Below are 21542 nucleotides of genomic sequence, written 5' to 3'. Positions count from 1 at the left end.
ACTCCTTGATAACTGGCCGCAGGCACTTCGACGTGCCGCAGCAGCCCTGCCTATGAGTGTGTCCCAAAGCCTTGCGGTGATTGTTCTGCTGATTCTGCTCAGCGCCTTTTTCTCTGTGGCGGAGATTTCTCTGGCCGCCTCGCGTCGCCTGCGCTTGCGCCAGATGGCCGACGATGGCAATGAGGGAGCCGAGCATGCCCTGCGCGTACAGGAGCAGCCGGGCGAATATTTCACCGTGGTGCAAGTGGGACAGAATGCCGTCGCCATCCTCGGCGGCATCGTCGGCGAGGGTGCGTTCAGCCCCGCACTGACCGAGTTTTTCTCGATCTGGTTCTCGCCCAGCCTCTCGTCGACCCTCGGGTTCCTGCTCTCGTTTTTCATAGTCACCTCGGCCTTCATCCTGCTGGCCGACCTGTTGCCGCGTCGCATCAGCATGAACGAGCCCGAGCGCTATGTGGTGCGCGTACTCGCGCCCATGCGCTGGTTTGTGGTGATCTTCAAGCCCGTCATCTGGTTCTACAACCTGGCGACCGACACCCTGTTTCGCCTGCTGGGCCTGCCGGCCACGCGCGACGAGCGCATCACCAGCGACGACATCCTGGCCATGACCGAAGCGGGCACCAAAGCCGGCGTGCTGGCCGCCCGCGAGCAGCAGGTGATTGCCAATGTGTTCGAGCTGGACTCGCGCACCGTGGCCTCTGCCATGACCCAGCGCGACAGCGTGGCCTTCTTCTACCGCGACGACAGCGACGCCATCATCCGCGCCCGCATTGCCGAGGAGCCTTTTTCCACCTATCCCGTCTGCGACGGCGATATCGACCATGTGATCGGCTATGTGGACGCCAAGGACCTGTTCCAGCGCGCGCTCAACAACCAGCCGCTGTCGCTCACCGACGACAGCCTGATCCGCAAGGTGCTCATCGTGCCCGACCGCCTGACGCTGGCCGAGGTGCTGGAGCAGTTCCGCATGGTGCACGAGGACTTTGCCGTCATCGTCAACGAATACAGCCTGGTCGTGGGCGTGGTGACGCTCAACGACGTGATGAGCACGGTGATGGGCGATCTGGTCGGCCCGACCGACGAGGAGCAGATCATCCGCCGGGACGAGCACTCCTGGCTGATCGACGGCATCACGCCCATCGAGGACGTGATGCGTGTGCTGCATCTGGACGATATGCCGCATGACGACGAGTACGAGACACTGGCCGGCTTTCTCATGGTCATGCTGCGCCGGGTGCCGCGCCGCACCGATACCGTCACCTGGGGCGGCTTCAAGTTCGAGGTGCTGGACGTGGACAGCTACCGCATCGACCAGGTCATGGTGACCCACCTTCCCGAGCCTGCGGCGGAATCTGCCGCACCTTCGGCAGCCGCTGCGGCCAAGGTACAGGGCAGCGCGGCCCAGGCCCAGGCTGGCAAAAGCAGTCACTCCTGAATCAGGAGCTTCTTGCACTCACCCAAAAAGGACTTCAGGTTCTTTTCCTGCTGAAACCAATAAAAAGAGAGCGCCAGGCGCTCTCTTTTTATATATCGCCACGGTATCAGACCGACTGAGGCTCTTCCACCAGCCAGCGCCGCTGGGCGCCGAACACGGCATTCGGATACTGGGGCTGGCCCCGGCTGCCGTTGTAGCGGCCCAGTGCCATATAGGCATCGCCTTTTTCGCGGTCCATGTAGTGGCGCAGGATCACGCAGCCGAAGCGCAGATTAGTCTGCATGTGGAACAGCTTGCCGATATCGCCGTCACCGATCAGCCGCATCCAGAACGGCATGATCTGCATATAGCCACGCGCGCCCACGCTGGAGATGGCGTATTTGCGATAGCCGCTCTCCACCTGGATCAGGCCCATGACCATGGACACATCGAGGCCCGCGCGCTTGGACTCGTACCAGACGGTCTGCAGGAACTCGCGCCGCGCCTGCAGGTCGGGCTTGCGCTTGGCCAGCTTGTCGCTGCTGGCCACCAGCCAGCGCAGATAGCTCATGCGCGCCGCTGTGGAGGCGAACTCCAGCTCGGGCGGCGCGCCCGAACCCGCCACGGCCGCGCTGAGCGCCGTGCGCACGGAGTCGGCCAGCGGCTCTTCGAGCTGCCCACCGGCCCAGGCCACCTGCGGCCACAGCCAGCCGGCCGCCGGGGCGGCAAGCGCAGCGGCAGTCCTCAGGCAGTGGCGTCGGCTCAGCAGGGTTTCGGGCATGGAAACAGCAGCTTACAAGCCCAGGCGGCTCTTGAGGTGACCCAGCACCTCGTTCGTCGCCAGCTTTGTAGCTTCTGTGTCACGGCGCTGCTGGTACTCGACCACGCCTTCCTTCAGGCCACGGTCGCCCAGCACCACGCGGTGGGGCACGCCGATCAGCTCCCAGTCGGCCAGCATGGCACCGGGGCGCTCATCGCGGTCGTCCAGGATCACGTCCACGCCCAGTGCCAGCAGCTCGCCATAGAGCTTCTCGGCCTCGGTCTTCACGGCCTCGCTGCGACCCATGCCGATGGGGCAGATCACCACGGTGAACGGTGCAATCGCATCGGGCCAGATCATGCCGCGCTCGTCGTGATTCTGCTCCACGGCAGCGGCGGGCAGGCGGGTCACGCCAATGCCGTAGCAGCCCATCTCGAAGTGCTGGGGCTTGCCGTTGTCGCCGAGGAAAGTGGCTTCCATGGCCTTGGAGTACTTGGTGCCCAGGTAGAACACATGACCGATTTCAATGCCGCGCTCGATCGCCAGCTCGCCCGCACCGTCGGGCGATGGGTCGCCAGCCACCACATTGCGCAGATCAGCCACCACCGCAGGCTCGGGCAGGTCGCGGCCGAAGTTCACGCCGGTGATGTGGAAGTCTTCCTCGTTGGCACCGCAGACCCAGTCGGCCATCACGGCCACATCGCGGTCCACCACGATGTTCACGGGCTTCTTCAGGCCGATGGGACCCAGATAGCCGGGCTTGGCACCGAAGTGCTCCTCGATCTCGCCCACGGTCGCGAAACGGAAGCCCGCCAGGCCTTCGACCTTGCCAACCTTGATTTCGTTCATCTCGTGGTCGCCGCGCAGCAACAGCAGCCAAACCTGCGTCTTGACGATCAGACCCTTGTCGTCGAGCTCGTCCGTGGCCAGCACCAGCGACTTCACGGTCTGCGCCAGAGGCAGACCCAGCTGCTCGGCCACGGCTTCGCAGGTGCTGTTGCCGGGAGTGGCAACCTTTTGCATGGCCTGGGCGGCAGCAGGACGGGCCTGGGTGGGCGCCAGGCTCTCGGCCTTCTCGATATTGGCCGCGTAGTCGCTGTTCGGGCAGTAGACGATGGCGTCCTCGCCCGTGGAGGCGATGACCTGGAACTCTTCACTCAGATCGCCGCCGATGGCACCCGAGTCGGCACGCACGGCGCGGTACTGCAGGCCGAAGCGGTCGAAGATGCGCTTATAGGCTTCGCGCATGGTCTGGTAGCTGATCTGGGCCGCATCGCGGTCCTTGTCGAAGGAATAGGCGTCCTTCATGATGAACTCGCGACCGCGCATCAGGCCGAAGCGCGGACGGCGCTCGTCGCGGAACTTGGTCTGGATCTGGTAGAGGTTCTTGGGCAGCTGCTTGTAGCTCTTGAACTCCTGGCGCGCGATATCGGTGACCACCTCTTCGGAAGTGGGCTGGATCACGAAATCACGGCCATGGCGGTCCTGGATGCGCAGCAGCTCTGGGCCCATCTTCTCGAAGCGGCCGGTTTCCTGCCACAGCTCGGCAGGCTGGACCACGGGCATGGTGGTTTCGATGGCGCCGGCGCGGTTCATTTCCTCGCGCACGATGGCCTCGACCTTGCGGATCACGCGCAGGCCCATGGGCATGTAGTTGTAAATGCCAGCACCCAGCTTTTTGATCATGCCAGCCCGCATCATGAGCTTGTGGCTGACCACTTCGGCATCGGCCGGAGCTTCTTTCAGGGTGGAGATGAGAAATTGGGTGGCTTTCATGGAACTGGCAATTCAGTGGAAATAGGCATGGCCCGCTTGTCGATCACAAGGGGCCATGCATAATGAACACAATTCAAAAATTTGGGGTTTGATTATGCTTGACCGGGACGGATTTCGCCCGAACGTCGGCATCATCCTGCTCAACCAAAGAAACCAGGTGTTCTGGGGAAAACGCATTCGCACCCACAGCTGGCAGTTTCCGCAAGGTGGCATTGATCGGGGTGAGACACCCGAGCAAGCCATGTTCCGCGAGCTGCACGAGGAAGTGGGGCTGAAGCCCAATCACGTTCGCGTGGTTGCCCGCACCAGGGACTGGTTGCGCTACGAGGTGCCAGACAGGTACATCCGCCGCGACGCGCGCGGGCATTACAAAGGCCAGAAGCAGATATGGTTTTTGCTTCAACTGGTCGGGCATGACTGGGACTTGAACCTGCGTGCCACCGATCACCCTGAGTTCGATGCCTGGCGCTGGAATGACTACTGGGTTCCTCTGGATGTGGTGGTCGAATTCAAACGCGGCGTCTATGAAATGGCGCTGACCGAGCTGGCGCGCTTTCTGCCGCGCGGCGAGCAGCAGCGCAACCGCTATCTGCGCAGTGGCATGCGGCCACGAGAGCAGGAAGCAGGCCAGCCCGGCACTGCGCATCTGGCGCAGCACCACCAGGTCATGTACCCGGCCCGTACAGGAAGCTTTCGCATCAACCCCGGCATAGAGCTGCCGCCCGGTGCCAGTTTTGACCCTGACCCGCAGACCGGCATAGACAATCCGCCCGATCACAAGCCTCTGCAATGAACAAAGCCGTAATGCCTCGCAGCATTACGGCTTTTTTGATGACCGCCGGTACTCAGTGTCCGGCCACCACCATATTGTCGCGGTGCATCATTTCGGGACCGGCCGAGTAGCCCAGCAGCGATTCGATCTCCGAGGAGCTCTTGCGGCACAGCAGTCGCGCCTCGGCGCTGGCATAGCTGGCCAGGCCACGGGCGATCTCGGCGCCGTCCTCATCGCGCACGGCAATCACTTCACCACGCGAGAAATCGCCCTCCACGGCGATCATGCCGATGGGCAGCAGGCTTTTGCCCTCATCACGCAGCTTGGAGACGGCACCCGCATCCACGGTCACCGAACCACGCAGTTGCAGATGGTCGGCAATCCACTGCTTGCGCGCCTGCATCTTGTGCGTGTTGGCAACCAGCAGCGTGCCAATGGACTCGCCACGCGTCAGGCGCAGCAGCACGTCTTTCTCGCGCCCCCAGGCGATCACGGTGGAAGCACCGGAGCCCGCCGCACGCTTGGCCGCCAGGATCTTGGTGATCATGCCGCCCGTACCGATGGACAGACCTGCACCACCGGCCATGGCTTCGAGCTCAGGGTTGCCGGCTTCGGCCACGTCGATGAACCTGGCATCGGGGTTCTTGCGCGGGTCGGCACTGTAGAGGCCGCGCTGATCGGTCAGGATGACCAGCGCATCGGCCTCGACCAGGTTGGCCACCAGCGCACCCAGGGTGTCGTTGTCGCCAAAGCGGATCTCATCGATCACCACCGTGTCGTTTTCGTTGATGACGGGCACCACCCCCAGCTGCAGCAGCGTCAGCAGCGTGGTGCGGGCGTTCAGATAGCGCTCGCGATCGGCCAGATCCGCATGGGTCAGCAGCACCTGGGCGCTTGGCACGCCTTCGCCGCGCAGCTTGGTCTCGTACATCTGGGCCAGCCCCATCTGACCGACGGCGGCTGCGGCCTGCAGCTCATGCACTTCTGTCGGCCGCGTGGCCCAGCCCAGTCGCTTCATGCCTTCGGCAATGGCGCCGCTGGAGACCATGATGACTTCGCGCTTGACGCCGTCTTCACCATTCACCAATGCCGCCAGCTGGCGGCTCCACTCTTCAATGGCGGCCTCATCCAGACCACGACCTTCATTCGTAACCAGGCTGGAGCCGACTTTGACGACGATGCGACGGGCATCACGCAGCACATTGGAAGACATGAGAATTTACAGTGTTTTAGGCCTCTAACGCTTATAAGTAAAGCGCAAGCAGCTATTAAATTCAAAGCAAAACAGCGCACCAAGTGCGCTGCTGGGTTGTACCCTCTAGCTTATTCCGGATCGTAGGAAGCGAAACGCGGATCGGCCATATCCAGACCAGAATCCTCGCCTCCCGCAAAACGGGGGTCCACTTCCTTGGGCGCCTGTTCCGCCAGCTGCAGGTTGTGCACATGCTCGTAGATCTTGCGGATCAGCGGTTCGCAGCCTTCGCGGGTCAGCGCCGAGATCTCATAGACCGGGCCCTTCCACTTGAAGCGCTTGACGAAGTCCTTGACCTTGGCGGCACGCTCCTCCGCGGGAACCATGTCCAGCTTGTTGAGCACCAGCCAGCGTGGCTTGTCGTAGAGCTCGGCGTCGTACTTCTTGAGCTCGGCCACAATGGCCCTGGCCTGCTCGACCGGGTCCACGCCCTCGTCAAACGGTGCAATGTCCACGATATGCAGCAGCAGACGCGTGCGCTGCAGATGGCGCAGGAACTGGTGACCCAGGCCCGCACCTTCAGAGGCGCCCTCGATCAGACCCGGGATGTCGGCCACCACAAAGCTCTGCTCTGCGGCCACGCGCACCACACCCAGATTGGGATGCAAGGTGGTGAAGGGATAGTCGGCAATCTTGGGACGGGCGTTGGAGACGGCCGTGATGAAAGTGGACTTGCCGGCATTGGGCATGCCCAGCAGGCCCACATCGGCCAGCACCTTGAGCTCCAGCTTCAGGTTGCGGCGCTCACCAGGATAGCCGGGCGTCTTCTGGCGCGGCGCCCGGTTGATGGCACTCTTGAATCGCAGATTGCCGAAACCGCCGTCACCGCCCTTGGCGATGGTGATGACCTGGCCGGGCTCCAGCAGCTCGAACAGCACTTCGCCGGTATCCGCATCGCTGATGATGGTGCCCACAGGCATGTTCAGCGTGATGTCGTCACCGGCTGCACCGAACATGTCGGAGCCCATGCCGTGCTGGCCGCGCTTGGCCTCGTGGCGGCGCGAGTAGCGGTAATCCACCAGCGTATTCAGGTTCACATCGGCCACGGCATACACATGACCGCCACGGCCGCCGTCACCACCGTCGGGGCCGCCAAATTCCTTGTATTTCTCGTGCCGGAAAGACACGCAGCCATTGCCGCCGTCACCAGCTGCAATGTCGATAAAAGCTTCGTCAACGAACTTCATGAGGCATCCAGTCTACAAAATCAGTGTGCACCAGAAGCTCCGGGCCACACTTGAGTGCTCTATTACCATGCCCCATCTGCCAGAAATCTGCTGCCTGGAGCCTTTTCAAACAACAAAGCCCCGACAAGTCGGGGCTTTGTTGGAGTCACAGACGACTTATGCAGCCGTGATGTTGACTGTTTGCTTGGACAGAGCGCCCTTCACACCGAACGACACGTGGCCGTCAACCAGTGCAAACAGGGTGTGATCCTTGCCCACGCCAACGTTCTCACCGGGGTGGAACTTGGTGCCGCGCTGACGCACGATGATGGAACCAGCTGTCACCAGCTCGCCACCAAAGGCCTTCACGCCCAGCATTTTTGGCTTGGAATCACGTCCGTTACGCGTAGAGCCGCCGCCTTTTTTCTGTGCCATGACTTAGCTCCTAAAATTAAGCAGCGATTGCCACGATTTGCAGTTCGGTGAACTGCTGACGATGGCCTTGGCGCTTTTGATAGTGCTTACGACGGCGCATCTTGAAGATGTGCACCTTGTCGTGCTTGCCGTGAGCAACCACAGTTGCCTTTACAGATGCACCGGACACCAGGGGGGCACCAACCTTGATTTCAGCGCCGTTGCCGACGGCCAAAACTTGGTCGATCACGATTTCCTGGCCTACGTCCGCAGCAATCTGTTCTACCTTGATCTTTTCGCCAGCTGCAACGCGATACTGCTTGCCGCCGGTTTTTATGACTGCGTACATTGAAAACCTCTAAAGTCTGAGAGTTCCATGAAATGATTTCCACGGAGCCGGTAATTCTAGCACGCATGCATTTTTTCTGCTGCCATACCCCTAGGAAGCGCTTCAGCATACCCGCACGCCGCGACCGTGGCCGCGCGGGACAGATGTCAGGCACAGGTGCGCAGTGAGGCTTGCGCCTTGCGAGCAACAGCAATGTCGCAGCCTTCGTTCACTTGAACGGGCTCTGAGGACACCACGCAAAACTTGGTTGCATCTTTCTATAATCGTGAGTCCACTTGGCGGTTCATCACCTTGACTACAGAAATTTCCACATCCAATCCGCTTGCCTTGATCGCAGATGACATGCGCGAAGTGGATATCGTCATTGCTCAGCGACTGACAACCAGCGTCCCCCTGATCGCACAGATCTCCCAATACATCATTGCCGCTGGCGGCACACGCCTGCGTCCGGCGCTGCTGCTGCTGATCGCCGGGGCCCTCGGCCACCAGGGCAAGAACAAATACATTCTGGCAGCAGTGGTGGAACTGATCCACACGGCAACCTTGCTGCACGACGATGTGGTGGACGAGTCCACACTGCGTCGCGGCAGGGCCACGGCCAACGAGACCTTCGGCAACCCGGCCAGCGTTCTGGTCGGAGACTTTCTGCACACCCGCTCCTTCCAGATGATGGTGGAAGTGGGCAGCATGCGCGTGCTGCAAATTCTGTCCGACGCCACCAATGTGATCGCGGAAGGCGAAGTCCAGCAGCTCATCAACACCCATGATGCATCGCTGAATGAAGCCGGCTATCTGCATGTAATCCGCTCCAAGACCGCCCAGCTCTTCGAGGCCAGCGCACAGCTGGCTGCCGTGCTGGCCGGCGCCTCGCCCGAAATGGAACAGGCCTGCGCCACCTATGGTCAGGCCCTGGGAACGGCTTTCCAGATCATCGACGATGTGCTGGACTACACCGGCAACGCCCAGGAAATGGGCAAGAACCTGGGCGATGACCTGCGCGAAGGCAAATGCACCCTGCCCCTGATCGCAGCCATGCAGCGCGGCAGCGCCGAGCAGGCCGCCATTGTCCGCAACGCCATCGAGCAAGGCTCCACCGACCAGCTCGACGCCGTGGTGGACATCGTGCGCAGCACCGGCGCCCTGGACATTGCCAGAGCGGCCGCACATGCGGAAGCTCAGCGCGCCATTGATGCCTTGGCCGCACTGCCAAGCAATGCATACACCGCAAGTTTGCTACAATTGGCCTCTCAGCTTTTGGAGCGCCGCACCTGAATCGCCAGGTACACTTGGGTGCTGGGTGCTCGACAAACAAAGCTTGCGGGGTGTAGCTTAGCCTGGTAGAGCGCTACGTTCGGGACGTAGAGGCCGGAGGTTCGAATCCTCTCACCCCGACCAATCTCATTTTTGTCGCCGTTTCTTGCGCCAGGTCCAATGACGCTGTGTTGACGCCGGCATGCGGGTCTGACAGCATACCGCTGGTAACAACAAGAATGGTAGGATAGGACTCCTCCTACACCTCCCAGACTTGGATACATGGCCGCTGCCGACAATCTGCAAAAGAACGCTCCTGCGCCCATTGCCATCCCCGGTCTAGGCAGAGCCCTGATTTCCGCCGGCAAGGTCTCGCAGCAAGCAGCCGAGAACGCAGCCAAAAAAGCAGCCACAGGCAAGACGCCATTCATCACCGAACTGAGCCAGTCCGGCGAGATCAGCGCGCTGGAAATTGCCGAAACCATCTCCATGATGTTCAGCACACCGCTGCTGGACCTCAATGCCATCGACGCCCAGCAGCTGCCGCGCGAGCTGCTGGACCCCAAGATCAGCAACGCCTACCGCGTGCTGGCGCTCAGCAAGCGCGGCAACCGGCTCACCATTGCCACGGCAGACCCGACGCAGCAGGAAGCGGCCGAGCAGATCAAGTTCACGACTCAGTTGCTGGTGGATTGGGTAGTTGTCGAGGCCGACAAGCTGCAAAAGCTGGTCGAGCAGACCGGCAAGAGCGTCAGCGAATCCCTAGACACCTATTCCAGCTCCGGAGACTTTGACTTCGACGACGTCAAGATCGAGGATGCCCCCGAGGAAAAAGACAATGCCGTCGGCGCCGAGGTCGAGGACGCTCCGGTCGTCAAGTTTCTGCACAAGATGCTGCTGGACGCCTTCAATATGCGCGCGTCCGACTTGCACTTCGAGCCCTACGAACACAATTACCGCGTGCGCTTTCGTATCGACGGCGAGCTGCGCGAGATCGCCTCGCCCCCGATCGCGATCAAGGACAAGCTGGCTTCCCGCATCAAGGTGATCTCGCGCCTGGACATCTCGGAAAAGCGCGTTCCGCAGGACGGTCGCATGAAGCTCAAGGTCGGCCCCGACCGCGTCATCGACTTTCGTGTCAGCACCTTGCCCACGCTGTTTGGCGAGAAGATCGTGATCCGTATTCTGGACCCGAGCTCGGCCAAGATGGGCATCGACGCCCTGGGCTACGAGCCCGAGGAAAAGGAGCGCCTGCTCAAGGCCATCAACCGCCCCTACGGCATGATCTTGGTCACAGGCCCCACGGGCTCGGGCAAGACCGTGTCGCTCTACACCTGCCTGAACCTGCTCAACCAGCCAGGCGTGAACATCGCCACCGCCGAAGACCCTTCCGAAATCAACATGCCTGGCGTCAACCAGGTCAATGTGAACGAGAAGGCCGGCCTGACCTTTGCCGCTGCGCTCAAATCCTTTCTGCGTCAGGACCCGGACATCATCATGGTCGGTGAAATCCGTGACCTGGAAACCGCCGACATCTCGATCAAGGCCGCCCAGACCGGGCACCTGGTGCTGTCCACGCTGCACACCAATGATGCCCCGACCACGCTGACGCGCATGCGCAATATGGGCATCGCCCCTTTCAATATTGCTTCCAGCGTGATTCTGATCACCGCCCAGCGTTTGGCACGACGCCTGTGTGCTCAGTGCAAGGAACCCGCCGACATACCGCACGACGCCCTGATCGAAGCCGGCTACGCTGAAGAGGAGCTCGACGGCAGCTGGGTCAGCTACAAGCCTGTGGGCTGCCCTGCCTGCAATAATGGCTACAAGGGACGTGTCGGCATCTATCAGGTGATGCCCATCAGCGAGGAGATTCAGCGCATCATCCTGCGTGATGGCAGCGCGCTGGAAATTGCCGCACAGGCCAAGGCCGAAGGAGTACGCTCTCTGCGCGGCTCGGGCCTGCATAAAGTCAAGCTGGGTCTGACCTCACTCGAAGAAGTGCTGGCGGTCACCAACGAGTAAAACCAGTATCAGTGAGGGAACGCCATGGCAAGCGCAGCGTCCAAGGGAATCAAGGAATTTCTCTTCGAGTGGGAAGGCAAGGACCGTAACGGCAAGATCGTTCGCGGTGAGACTCGTGCCGGTGGAGAAAACCAGATCCAAGCCATGCTGCGCCGCCAGGGCGTGACTCCGTCCAAGATCAAGAAACGCAGAACCCGCGGCGGCAAGAAGATCAAGCCCAAGGACATTGCGCTCTTCACGCGCCAGCTGGCCACCATGATGAAGGCCGGCGTGCCGCTGCTGCAGTCTTTCGACATCGTGGGTCGCGGCAATACCAACCCCAATGTCACCAAGCTGCTCAACGACATCCGCTCCGATGTGGAGACCGGTACCTCGCTGAGCGCTGCCTTTCGCAAGTTTCCGCTCTATTTCGACAGCCTCTACTGCAACCTGGTGGAGGCCGGCGAGGCCGCAGGTATTCTGGAATCGCTGCTGGACCGTCTTGCCACCTACATGGAAAAGACGGAAGCCATCAAGTCCAAGATCAAGTCCGCACTGATGTATCCCATATCGGTGATGATCGTGGCCTTTGTCGTGGTGACCGTGATCATGATCTTCGTGATCCCGGCCTTCAAGGAGGTCTTCACCTCCTTCGGCGCCGACCTGCCCGCGCCCACCTTGCTGGTGATGGCCATCAGCGAGTACTTTGTGCAGTACTGGTGGCTGATCTTCGGCGTGCTGGGCGGCGGCATCTACTTCTTCATGCAGGCCTGGAAACGCAACGAGCGCGTGCAGCAGTTCATGGACCGGACCATGCTCAAAATGCCCATCTTCGGCGTGCTGATCGAGAAATCCTGCGTGGCCCGTTGGACGCGTACGCTGTCCACCATGTTTGCCGCCGGCGTGCCGCTGGTCGAGGCGCTGGACTCCGTGGGCGGTGCCTCGGGCAACTATCTCTATAGAAGCGCCACCGACAGGATTCAGTCGGAGGTCTCTACGGGCACCAGCCTCACGGTTGCCATGGCCAATGCCAATATTTTCCCTTCCATGGTTCTGCAGATGTGCGCCATCGGCGAGGAATCGGGCGCCATCGACCATATGCTGGGCAAGGCCGCCGACTTCTATGAAAGTGAAGTGGACGAAATGGTGGCGGGCCTATCCAGCCTGATGGAGCCCATCATCATCGTCTTCCTCGGCACCTTGATTGGCGGCATCGTGGTGTCCATGTATCTGCCTATCTTCAAGTTGGGTCAAGTGGTCTGATGATTTCCGAACTGGTGTTGAATGCCGCTGCCGGCGGCGTCCTGGGCTTGCTGATCGGCAGCTTTCTGAATGTGGTGATCCACCGCCTGCCGCTGATGATGGAGCAGGAATGGCATGCCGAAGGTGTGCAATGGGCCGAGGAGCAGAAGGAGAAGGACCAGAGCGCCAGGATTGAGCTGCCACCCGCCAAGCCTGCCGTCACGCTGAGCCAGCCCAGATCGCGCTGCCCGCATTGCGGCCATCAGATTGCCTGGTACGAGAACATTCCCGTTCTCAGCTATCTGTTTCTGCGCGGGCGCTGCGCCGAGTGCAAAAAGCCCATCAGCCTGCGCTATCCCTTGGTCGAACTGGTTTGCGCCGCACTGTTTGCCTTCTGTCTGGGTCGTGACGGCCTGACCGCCACCGGCTTTGCCTGGTGCGGCTTCAGCGCGGCCCTGCTGACGCTTGCCTTGATCGACTGGGACACCACATTCCTGCCGGACTCCATCACTCTGCCCCTGCTCTGGGCCGGACTGATCGCCTCCGCCCTGCAATGGACCCAGGTGCCATTGCAGCAGTCGCTGTGGGGCGCCGTCGCAGGTTATCTGTCGCTGTGGCTGATCTTCTGGGCCTTCAAGCTGGCCACGGGCAAGGAAGGCATGGGCTATGGCGACTTCAAGCTCTTTGCCGCGCTTGGCGCCTGGTTCGGCTGGCAGGCACTGGTGCCCATCATTCTCATGGCCTCGGTCGTGGGTGCCGTCATCGGCATTGCGCTCAAGATCAACAGCAAGCTGCGCGAAGGTGGCTATGTACCCTTCGGTCCTTTTCTCGCGGGCGGCGGTTTCGTCAGCCTGATCTGGGGCCCGCAAGCGGTGCTCGGCTTTGTGGGTCTTTAAGCCATGCAATCCTTGCCCGAGCGCTCACCATTCAGACTGGGACTGACGGGTGGCATTGGCAGCGGCAAGAGCACGGTTGCGGCCAGGCTGCAGGCACGCGGCGCAACGCTGATCGATGCCGACCATATCTCGCGCAGCCTGACGGCAAGCGGCGGCATGGCCCTGCCTCTGATCGCACAGGCTTTTGGCGCCGACCTGATCGACGCCCAGGGCGCCCTCAACCGCGCCCGCATGCGCGAGCTGGTATTTGCCGACTCCTCCGCGCGGCAGCGCCTGGAAGCCATACTCCACCCCCTGATCGCCGAGCAGACCCGGCAGCAGCATGAAGCAGCCGTGGCGGCCGGCAGCAAGCTCATCGTGCACGACATCCCGCTGCTGATCGAGTCCGGCCACTGGCGAACCAGGCTCGATGGAGTGCTGGTCGTGGACTGCCGCGAGAGCACGCAGACGGAGCGCGTCATGGCGCGCAGCGCTCTGAGCCGCGAGGCCGTTCAGGCCATCATCGACGCCCAGGCCACGCGCGCGCAGCGCCTGGCAGCGGCCGACTGGGTCGTCTATAACGATGACGGGGTCACAATCGAAACTCTCCACGCATATACCGATCAAATCGCTGCATGGTTCGGGCTATGATGCAGGCCATGGCTTGGCCTGTGCGTGTGATCGCCGCATGTGCACGTTGACCGCTGATTCCTGTGCGCCCCGAGGAGCCCAGCAAACGTGATCCTGTACGAATATCCTTTTAACGAGCGTCTGAGAACTTATCTGCGCCTTGAGCAGCTGTATCGCCGTCTGCGCGAGCTGCTGACCCGCGCACATTCGGTCGATCATCATTTCGCCCTGATCACCATCTTCGAGATCATGGATGTGGCCTCGCGCAGCGATCTGCGGGCCGACGTCATCAAGGATCTGGAGCGCCAGAAGCACCTGCTGGACGTGCTGCGCGACAACCCCGATATTTCCCAGCACATGCTGCACCAGGTGGCGCGCCAGGTGGAAGGCTGCTTTGCCACCATCAATGCACAGACCGGCAAGACCGGCCAGGCGCTGACCGAGAACGAATGGCTGATGTCCATCCGCAGCCGCGTGGGCATACCCGGAGGCACCTGCAGCTTTGACCTGCCGGCCTATCACGCCTGGCAGAACCTCGACCCACGCTACCGCCAGCGCGACCTCGAAGACTGGACCGGCGAGCTGACCCCGCTGGGCCAGGCGCTGGAGCTGATTCTGCAGCTGCTGCGCGAGACTGGCATTCCCCAGCGCGTGGTGGCCGAGCATGGCGTGTTCCAGCAGGCCATGCCGGCCGGCCGCAGCTTCCAGCTACTGCGCCTGCGCATAGACCCGCATCTGAATCTGGTGCCCGAGATCAGCGGCAACCGCCTGCTGGTATCGGTGCGCCTGCTCAAGCTGGCCCATGGCGGCAAGCCCCAGCCCAGCAATGACGACGCGTCTTTCGAGCTGACGCTCTGCGCCTGAGCCGCAGGCAGTCTTCTCCCTGCATCGAGCCGCAGCTTGCGGCTCGCTGTCTTTCAGGGTCGGCCACCCGTGTTTTCCAGCTGTGATACATCTACGCCATGAGCACTGACAAGCAATCCCCCACCATGGTGAAATGCCCGACCTGCGGCGGCCCCAGCGTTTTTTTGCCCAGCAACAAGTTCCGCCCCTTCTGCAGCGAGCGTTGCCGCAACATCGATCTGGGCGCCTGGGGCAATGAAGAGTTCCGCGTTCCGGCTCAGACGCCACCCGAAGATGCGCCGTTTGGCGATCCGCGCACGGAAAACTAAGCAAAGCAGCAAAAAACAAGAGCGCCTTGCGCTTGGCATGTCTTGATTTCAGCTTGATTACCCAAGTAAATCCAGACTCACCATACGCAAGGCGCTCTCCATTCAGTAGCGTAACGCCTCACTCCACGGGTTGCTGCGCCTCGTAATAGCTTTGATCAAAAACCAGGCCGCGCTCCTCGCTCAGCCATTGCAGCACGGGGTAGGCGCCTGGCAGGACTGGGTGCACATCAAGCGGCAGCTGCTGCCAGGCCATCTGCTGGCCCTCGCGCATCTCGAACTCGCCCGTCCATTGCGTCACCTTGCACCAGTGCAGACGCACCAGCGCATGCGGGTAATCATGCTCGGTCACCTTCCAGGCATGGGCCTGGCCGATGGTCACGCCCAGCTCTTCGATCAGCTCGCGACGCAAAGCCTGCTCCACGCTTTCACCGGCCTCCAGCTTGCCGCCAGGAAACTCCCAGTAGCCCGCATAAGGCTTGCCTGCAGGGCGGCTTGAAATCAGCAGCGCCCCATCGGATTCGCGCAACAGCACGCCCACGGCCACTTCCGTGTGCTTGCGCTGCGCCTGTGTTTCAGCAGTCACTTCCACAACACTCTTTCTTCATTCCAGGTCTGCTTCTTCAGCCAGACCGTCCACATCTTCAATGCGTTTCTTGACCGTCACGGGACGCTCGTTGCGGCCTGCATAGTCGCGCGCGAACTGGTGGGCCACACGACCGCTGCGCGAGCCGCGCTCCAGCGCCCAGACCAGGGCTTCGGGCCTGGCCGCCTCGATGGTGGCCTGGTCCATGCCCAGCGCGGACAGCCACTGCGCCACCACGCGCAGATACTCGTCCTGGCTGAAGGGGTAGAAGCTCACCCAGAGACCGAAGCGCTCGGACAGGGAGATCTTTTCCTCCACCACCTCGCCGGGATGGATCTCGCCGTTCTCGCTTTTTTGCTGTGCCAGGTTGTCCGTCATGTACTCGGGCAGCAGATGGCGGCGATTGCTGGTGGCATAGACCAGCACATTGGGCGTGGCCGCAGAAACCGAGCCATCCAGCATGGACTTCATGGCCTTGTAGCCGGGCTCGCCCTCTTCAAAGCTCAGATCGTCGCAATAGATGATGAACTTCTCGCTGCGGCCGGCGACCACGTCGACGATGTCGGGCAGATCGGTCAGATCGGCCTTGTCCACCTCGATCAGACGCAGGCCCTGGGGCGCATAGCTGTGCAGACAGGCGCGGATCAGCGAGGACTTGCCCGTGCCGCGCGCGCCCGTCAGCAACACGTTGTTCGCCGTGCGACCGCTGACGAACTGCTCGGTATTGCGGGCAATCTTTTCCTTTTGCACGTCAATGTTCTGCAGATCGGACAGCTGCATGGCGCCCACATGACGCACCGGCTCCAGCACGCCGCAGCCGTTCGCGCGCTTGCGGTAGCGCCAGGCAATCGCCGCATCCCAGTCGGCGGGCGCCTGCAGGGGCTGGGGCAGCACGGACTCGATGCGCTGCATCAATTGCTCGGCACGCTCGACCAAGCGCTCCAAAGGGTTCATCACATCTTGCACGACCAGATCTCCATATTTTTATAGCTTCTTGCGCTTGTGGAATCTTGATTTCAGAATGAAAAGCAATCAAAACTCAATATCAACAAACGCAGGAAGCTCCTGAAATTGCAGCAAACGCAGTCGCCTGCGAGGCATGAGGCTGACGCAGCCCAAGCCAGAGATACCGAGCAAGAGCCGCCTCGCAGCGAAGGTATCGTCCCCCTCCCGATGCAACGCATCGAGAGAGGGGGAAGGCGCGTGGCCCAGGCGGAACCGCCTAGGCAAAGCGCCTCAGGGGGTGAGTCAATTACGACCGGTAATCCGCATTGATCGTCACATATTCGTGACTCAGATCGCAGGTCCACACCGTCTGCGCGGCATCGCCACGACCCAACAGCACGCGCACCAGGATCTCCTGCTGCTTCATCACGCGCTGGCCGTCTTCTTCCTTGTAGGAAGGATTGCGGCCGCCATCGACCACCACATGCACATCGTCCAGGTACAGATCGATTTTGGTCTGATCCAGATCGGCAATGCCGGCATAACCCACAGCGGCCAGGATGCGGCCCAGGTTGGGGTCGGAAGCAAAAAAGGCCGTCTTGACCAGGGGCGAGTGGGCAATGGAGTAAGCGACCAGACGGCACTCCTCCTCATTCCGGCCACCCTCGACCTTGACGCTGATGAACTTGGTGGCGCCCTCGCCATCGCGAACGATCGCTTGGGCGAGCTTTTGCGCCACTTCCAGCAATGCTGCCTTGAGCTGCTCGCCCTCGGCGCTGGAGAGCGCCGTGATCTGGGCATTGCCGGCCTTGTGGGTGGCGATCAGCACGAACGAGTCATTGGTGGAAGTGTCGCCATCAATGGTCACGCGGTTGAAAGAGCCGTCGGCCAACTCCTTGACCAGAGGCTGCAGCAGCTCGGGGGCAATCGCCGCGTCCGTGGCCAGAAAGCCCAGCATGGTCGCCATATTGGGGCGGATCATGCCAGCGCCCTTGCTGATGCCGGTGATGGAAACCGTCTTGCCGCCAATGCTGACGCTGCGGCTGAAGGCCTTGGGCAAGGTGTCGGTGGTCATGATGCCTTCGGCAGCCGTGGCCCAGTTGTCAGCCTTGGCGGCAGCGATGGCCTTGGGCATGCCCGCCACGATGCGGTCAACGGGCAGCTCTTCCATGATCACGCCGGTGGAGAAAGGCAGGATCTGGCCTGCACTCAGGTCCAGCTCCTTAGCCAGCGCAGCGCAGGTGGCGCGGGCATTGGCCAGACCGGCGGCGCCGGTGCCGGCATTGGCATTGCCTGTGTTGACGACCATGGCACGGATGCCGGTGCCGGCCGCCAGATGCTCGCGGCAGATCTGCACGGGAGCGGCGCAGAAACGGTTCTGGGTGAACACGCCGGCCACCGAGGCACCTTCGTCGAGCAGGAACACCGTCAGGTCCTTGCGATTGGCCTTGCGCACGCCGGCTTCGGTAACACCAATGCGAACGCCATTGATCGCCAGCAGATCAGCGGCGACGGGAGCGGAAAGATTCACGGACATTTCTGTATGTTCCTGAGAGAGGCCTCCCCCTGTGCCGCTGCGCGGCTTCCCCCGAGGGGGACGACATCTTCGCCGCGAGGCGGCTCTTGCTCGATGTCTCTGGCCAAGAGCGCGCCCCGTGCAGCAGCCTAGGGGTCGAAAGTTAAAACGTTCCCCATTATCGGAACAAACGGAGGCCTGATCGGACTTGCCGGATTTTGTTGCGCAAAAAGCTGCGCCCCAATGCAAACACGGGCCGCAGCCCGTGTTGTTCGATAACGCATGCTCAAGTCAGAGACGGCCAGCAAGAGGCGCCCCACAGCAATGAGCCCCGTCAATGGGGGAAGGCGCAAAGCGCCTCAGGGGGTCAGGACAGCTTGCCGTGGCAAAGCTTGAACTTCTTGCCGCTGCCGCAGGGGCAAGGATCGTTGCGACCCACATGCACGCCCTCGGGCATGGCTAGCGGCTCGGCCAGCGTCACGTCGTCCTCGATGCTCATGCCTTCGGTATCCGAGGGCGAGGCATAGCTCATGTGCTCCAGGCTCTGGGCGCCGCGCTCGTTCATGGCGACGGCAGCTTCGTCCATCTCTTCGCGCGAGCGGACCTGCACCGTCATCAGCACGCGGGTGACTTCGGTCTTGACCTGGTCGATCAGCTGGCGGAACAGCTCGAACGCCTCGCGCTTGTACTCCTGCTTGGGCTGCTTCTGGGCATAGCCGCGCAGGTGAATGCCCTGGCGCAGATAGTCCAGCGCGGCCAGATGGTCGCGCCAGTTGGTGTCGAAGCTCTGCAGCAGCACGGCACGCTGGAACTGCGTGAAGTTCTCCTGACCGATCAAAGCCACCTTGGCATCGAACAGATCGTGGGCCGCCTTGACGACCTTTTCCAGAATCTCTTCGTCGGTGATGGATTCCGAACCCGCCACGTCTTGCTGCAAGGGCAGATCGATCTGCCATTCGCTGGCCAGCGCCTTTTCCAGGCCGGGCACGTCCCACTGCTCTTCCATGGACTCGGCCGGCACATACTGGCGCACCAGGTCGGTGATCACGTCCTCGCGCATGGCGGCCAGCATGCCGTTCAGATCGGTCGAATCCAGAATGTCGTTGCGCTGCTGGTAGATCACCTTGCGCTGGTCGTTGGCCACGTCGTCATATTCGAGCAGCTGCTTGCGCATGTCGAAGTTGCGGGCTTCCACCTTGCGCTGTGCAGACTCGATGGAGCGGGTCACGATGCCGGCCTCGATGGCTTCGCCTTCGGGCATCTTCAGGCGGTCCATGATGGCCTTGACACGGTCACCCGCGAAGATGCGCATCAGCTGGTCGTCCAGGCTGAGATAGAAGCGCGAGGAACCGGGATCGCCCTGACGGCCCGAACGGCCGCGCAGCTGGTTGTCGATACGGCGCGACTCGTGACGCTCGGTGGCGATGATGCGCAGACCGCCCAGGGCCACGATCTTGTCGTGGGCCACTTGCCAGTCGGCACGCAGCTGCTCGATCTGCTGGTTGCGCTCGGTCTCGCTGAGCGCCTCGTTGCTCTCGATGGCCTTGAGCTGCTTGTCGATATTGCCGCCCAGCACGATGTCGGTACCACGGCCAGCCATATTGGTGGCGATGGTGATCATGCCTTCACTGCCCGCCTGGGCAATGATGTCGGCCTCGCGCTCATGCTGCTTGGCGTTGAGCACCTGATGGGGCAGCTTCTCGCGGGTCAGCAGCTGGTCGATGATTTCGGAGTTCTCGATCGAGGTCGTACCGACCAGCACGGGCTGGCCGCGCTCGTAGCACTCGCGGATATCCTTGATCGCCGCATCGTACTTTTCCTTGGTGGTCTTGTAGACGCGATCGAGCTGATCCTGGCGCTTGCTGGGCTTGTTGGGCGGCACCACCACGGTCTCCAGGCCATAGATTTCCTGGAATTCGTAGGCTTCGGTGTCGGCCGTGCCGGTCATGCCCGACAGCTTCTTGTACAGACGGAAGTAGTTCTGGAAGGTGATCGAGGCCATGGTCTGGTTCTCGGCCTGAATGGCCACACCTTCCTTGGCTTCCACGGCCTGGTGCAGGCCATCGCTCCAGCGGCGGCCTGCCATCAGGCGGCCGGTGAACTCGTCCACGATCACGATTTCGTCGTTCTGCACCACATAGTGCTGATCGCGGAAGTACAGCTGGTTGGCACGCAGCGCGGCGTACAGATGGTGCACCAGAGAGATATTGGAGGGGTCGTAGAGCGACGAGCCTTCGGTGATCAGGCCGGCATGGCTCAGCAGGCGCTCGGCCGCTTCATAGCCCTGGTCGGTCAGATAGACCTGATGGGATTTTTCGTCGACCGTAAAGTCGCCGGGCTTGGTCACGCCTTCGCCCGTGCGCGGATCGGCTTCGCCTTCCTGACGCACCAGATTCGGCACGATCTGATTCATGGCCACATACATGGCCGTGTGATCCTCGGCCGGACCGGAGATGATCAGCGGAGTGCGCGCCTCGTCGATCAGAATCGAGTCCACCTCGTCGACGATGGCGTAGTTCAGCACGCGCTGCACACGGTCGCCGGGCTCATACACCATGTTGTCACGCAGGTAGTCGAAGCCGTACTCGTTGTTCGTACCGTAAGTGATGTCGGAGTTGTAGGCCTGCTGCTTTTGCTCGCGCGACAGATTGGGCAGGTTGATGCCCACCGACAGGCCGAGGAAGTTGTAGAGGCGAGCCATGGTCATGGCATCGCGGTTGGCCAGGTAATCGTTGACGGTCACCACATGCACGCCCTCGCCCGACAGGGCATTGAGGTACACGGGCAGCGTCGCGGTCAGCGTCTTGCCTTCACCGGTGCGCATTTCGGCAATCTTGCCGTCATGCAGCGCCATGGCGCCCAGCATCTGCACGTCAAAGTGACGCATCTTCATGACGCGCTTGGAGCCTTCGCGCACCACGGCAAAGGCTTCGGGCAACAGCTCGTCCAGCGCCTCGCCCTTGGCAACGCGATCCTTGAACTCCTGCGTCTTGGCGCGCAATGCCTCATCGCTGAGCTTTTCGTACTCAGGCTCCATCGCATTGATGCGAGCGACTGTCTTACGGTATTGCTTGAGCAACCGGTCATTGCGGCTGCCGAACAGTTTGGTGAGGAAATTGGTGGCCATGCGTGCGAAGGCACATCGCTTTTTTGCCGGTTGCGCAAAGCAATGTGTCCAGAATTCCTTGATTGTTGGTCTTCAGATGGGGCCGTCCCCGGGGCCGTCAAGAGCCACACCCAAAATAGGTGAAAAACCTCCTGGCGCCTCCAAAACAGGAACAGGACCAAAAAATCATTCTAACCGCGCAAGCCTGCCCTGGTTTTGCGCTGCTTCAGAGTACGTACGGGATTGCGTCGCAAGCGCAGGCACATCAACGCAAACGACCCGCACTGCCGCATTCATTGCCGACTGCGCTAAGCT

Annotated in this window: 19 protein-coding genes and 1 tRNA gene; 10 read left to right on the top strand and 10 right to left on the bottom strand. The window is 61.6% G+C overall.

The features are described from left to right. Positions 1 to 52 precede the first annotated feature (52 nt). The gene (locus tag ACLBXN_RS01565) at positions 53 to 1435 is read left to right on the top strand and encodes a hemolysin family protein (RefSeq protein ID WP_447610913.1); all 1383 of its coding nucleotides are present in this window, start codon (positions 53 to 55) and stop codon (positions 1433 to 1435) included. A gap of 106 nt (positions 1436 to 1541) precedes the next feature. Here ACLBXN_RS01565 and ACLBXN_RS01560 read toward each other — a convergent pair whose 3' ends face one another. Then, positions 1542 to 2195 (bottom strand): lytic transglycosylase domain-containing protein, encoded by a 654-nt coding sequence (locus ACLBXN_RS01560; protein ID WP_447610912.1) that lies wholly within the window; start codon positions 2193 to 2195, stop codon positions 1542 to 1544. 12 nt (positions 2196 to 2207) lie between these two features. Next, positions 2208 to 3950, bottom strand: coding sequence for a proline--tRNA ligase (locus ACLBXN_RS01555; RefSeq protein WP_447610911.1), 1743 nt, complete (start codon positions 3948 to 3950; stop codon positions 2208 to 2210). Between the two features lie 94 nt (positions 3951 to 4044). On the opposite strand from ACLBXN_RS01555, the gene ACLBXN_RS01550 reads away from it, so the two are divergent. Then, entirely contained in the window at positions 4045 to 4743 is a 699-nt protein-coding gene (locus ACLBXN_RS01550) for an RNA pyrophosphohydrolase (RefSeq protein WP_447610910.1), read from the top strand. A gap of 52 nt (positions 4744 to 4795) precedes the next feature. Here ACLBXN_RS01550 and proB read toward each other — a convergent pair whose 3' ends face one another. From proB to rplU, 4 genes are all read right to left on the bottom strand, one after another. After that, positions 4796 to 5935 (bottom strand): glutamate 5-kinase, encoded by a 1140-nt coding sequence (gene proB / locus ACLBXN_RS01545; RefSeq protein ID WP_167006277.1) that lies wholly within the window; start codon positions 5933 to 5935, stop codon positions 4796 to 4798. Between the two features lie 110 nt (positions 5936 to 6045). After that, positions 6046 to 7161 (bottom strand): Obg family GTPase CgtA, encoded by a 1116-nt coding sequence (cgtA, locus tag ACLBXN_RS01540; RefSeq protein WP_447610909.1) that lies wholly within the window; start codon positions 7159 to 7161, stop codon positions 6046 to 6048. A 156-nt stretch (positions 7162 to 7317) separates the two neighbouring features. Continuing rightward, positions 7318 to 7575 carry a 50S ribosomal protein L27 gene (gene rpmA / locus ACLBXN_RS01535; RefSeq protein ID WP_003058534.1) on the bottom strand — a complete coding sequence of 86 codons (258 nt, stop codon included), beginning with the start codon at positions 7573 to 7575 and terminating at the stop codon, positions 7318 to 7320. 16 nt (positions 7576 to 7591) lie between these two features. Then, positions 7592 to 7903 carry a 50S ribosomal protein L21 gene (rplU, locus tag ACLBXN_RS01530; RefSeq protein ID WP_003058536.1) on the bottom strand — a complete coding sequence of 104 codons (312 nt, stop codon included), beginning with the start codon at positions 7901 to 7903 and terminating at the stop codon, positions 7592 to 7594. Between the two features lie 342 nt (positions 7904 to 8245). Here rplU and ACLBXN_RS01525 point away from each other — a divergent pair, with 342 nt between their 5' ends. The 8 genes from ACLBXN_RS01525 to ACLBXN_RS01490 all read left to right on the top strand — a co-directional run bounded on the left by ACLBXN_RS01525 (position 8246) and on the right by ACLBXN_RS01490 (position 15077). Further along, positions 8246 to 9175: a polyprenyl synthetase family protein gene (locus tag ACLBXN_RS01525; protein ID WP_447611190.1), complete on the top strand. Its 930-nt coding sequence runs from the start codon at positions 8246 to 8248 to the stop codon at positions 9173 to 9175. 46 nt (positions 9176 to 9221) lie between these two features. Then, positions 9222 to 9298: transfer RNA gene (locus ACLBXN_RS01520), tRNA-Pro, on the top strand. Positions 9299 to 9436: 138 nt separating this feature from the next. Further along, positions 9437 to 11179: a type IV-A pilus assembly ATPase PilB gene (pilB, locus tag ACLBXN_RS01515; RefSeq protein ID WP_447610908.1), complete on the top strand. Its 1743-nt coding sequence runs from the start codon at positions 9437 to 9439 to the stop codon at positions 11177 to 11179. Between the two features lie 24 nt (positions 11180 to 11203). Continuing rightward, on the top strand, positions 11204 to 12421 hold the full coding sequence (locus ACLBXN_RS01510) for a type II secretion system F family protein (RefSeq protein ID WP_447610906.1): 1218 nt from the start codon (positions 11204 to 11206) through the stop codon (positions 12419 to 12421). Then, positions 12421 to 13296 carry a prepilin peptidase gene (locus ACLBXN_RS01505; RefSeq protein WP_447610905.1) on the top strand — a complete coding sequence of 292 codons (876 nt, stop codon included), beginning with the start codon at positions 12421 to 12423 and terminating at the stop codon, positions 13294 to 13296. The genes ACLBXN_RS01510 and ACLBXN_RS01505 overlap by 1 nt, the downstream gene beginning before the upstream one ends. A 3-nt stretch (positions 13297 to 13299) precedes the next feature. Continuing rightward, entirely contained in the window at positions 13300 to 13926 is a 627-nt protein-coding gene (gene coaE / locus ACLBXN_RS01500) for a dephospho-CoA kinase (RefSeq protein WP_447610904.1), read from the top strand. Between the two features lie 87 nt (positions 13927 to 14013). Then, a complete protein-coding gene (gene zapD, locus ACLBXN_RS01495; RefSeq protein WP_447610903.1) occupies positions 14014 to 14769 on the top strand; it encodes a cell division protein ZapD in 756 nt (251 codons plus the stop codon). 98 nt (positions 14770 to 14867) lie between these two features. After that, complete coding sequence (locus ACLBXN_RS01490; RefSeq protein WP_034357520.1) at positions 14868 to 15077, top strand: DNA gyrase inhibitor YacG; 210 nt, start codon at positions 14868 to 14870, stop codon at positions 15075 to 15077. A gap of 118 nt (positions 15078 to 15195) precedes the next feature. Here the strand turns inward: ACLBXN_RS01490 and ACLBXN_RS01485 are convergent, their stop codons facing one another. The 4 genes from ACLBXN_RS01485 to secA form a co-directional block, all read right to left on the bottom strand. Then, positions 15196 to 15666, bottom strand: a complete 471-nt coding sequence (locus ACLBXN_RS01485; protein ID WP_291593163.1) for an NUDIX domain-containing protein — start codon at positions 15664 to 15666, stop codon at positions 15196 to 15198. 12 nt (positions 15667 to 15678) lie between these two features. Continuing rightward, the gene (locus ACLBXN_RS01480) at positions 15679 to 16614 is read right to left on the bottom strand and encodes an ATP-binding protein (protein ID WP_034348267.1); all 936 of its coding nucleotides are present in this window, start codon (positions 16612 to 16614) and stop codon (positions 15679 to 15681) included. A 298-nt stretch (positions 16615 to 16912) separates the two neighbouring features. Beyond that, positions 16913 to 18142: a bifunctional glutamate N-acetyltransferase/amino-acid acetyltransferase ArgJ gene (gene argJ / locus ACLBXN_RS01475; protein ID WP_447610901.1), complete on the bottom strand. Its 1230-nt coding sequence runs from the start codon at positions 18140 to 18142 to the stop codon at positions 16913 to 16915. Positions 18143 to 18488: 346 nt separating this feature from the next. After that, on the bottom strand, positions 18489 to 21248 hold the full coding sequence (secA, locus tag ACLBXN_RS01470) for a preprotein translocase subunit SecA (RefSeq protein WP_211457723.1): 2760 nt from the start codon (positions 21246 to 21248) through the stop codon (positions 18489 to 18491). Positions 21249 to 21542 lie beyond the last annotated feature (294 nt).

The organism is Comamonas sp. C24C, from assembly GCF_053345995.1.
The sequence above is the reverse complement of the archived record's forward strand: the minus strand, read 5'-3'. Positions and strand labels throughout refer to the sequence as shown.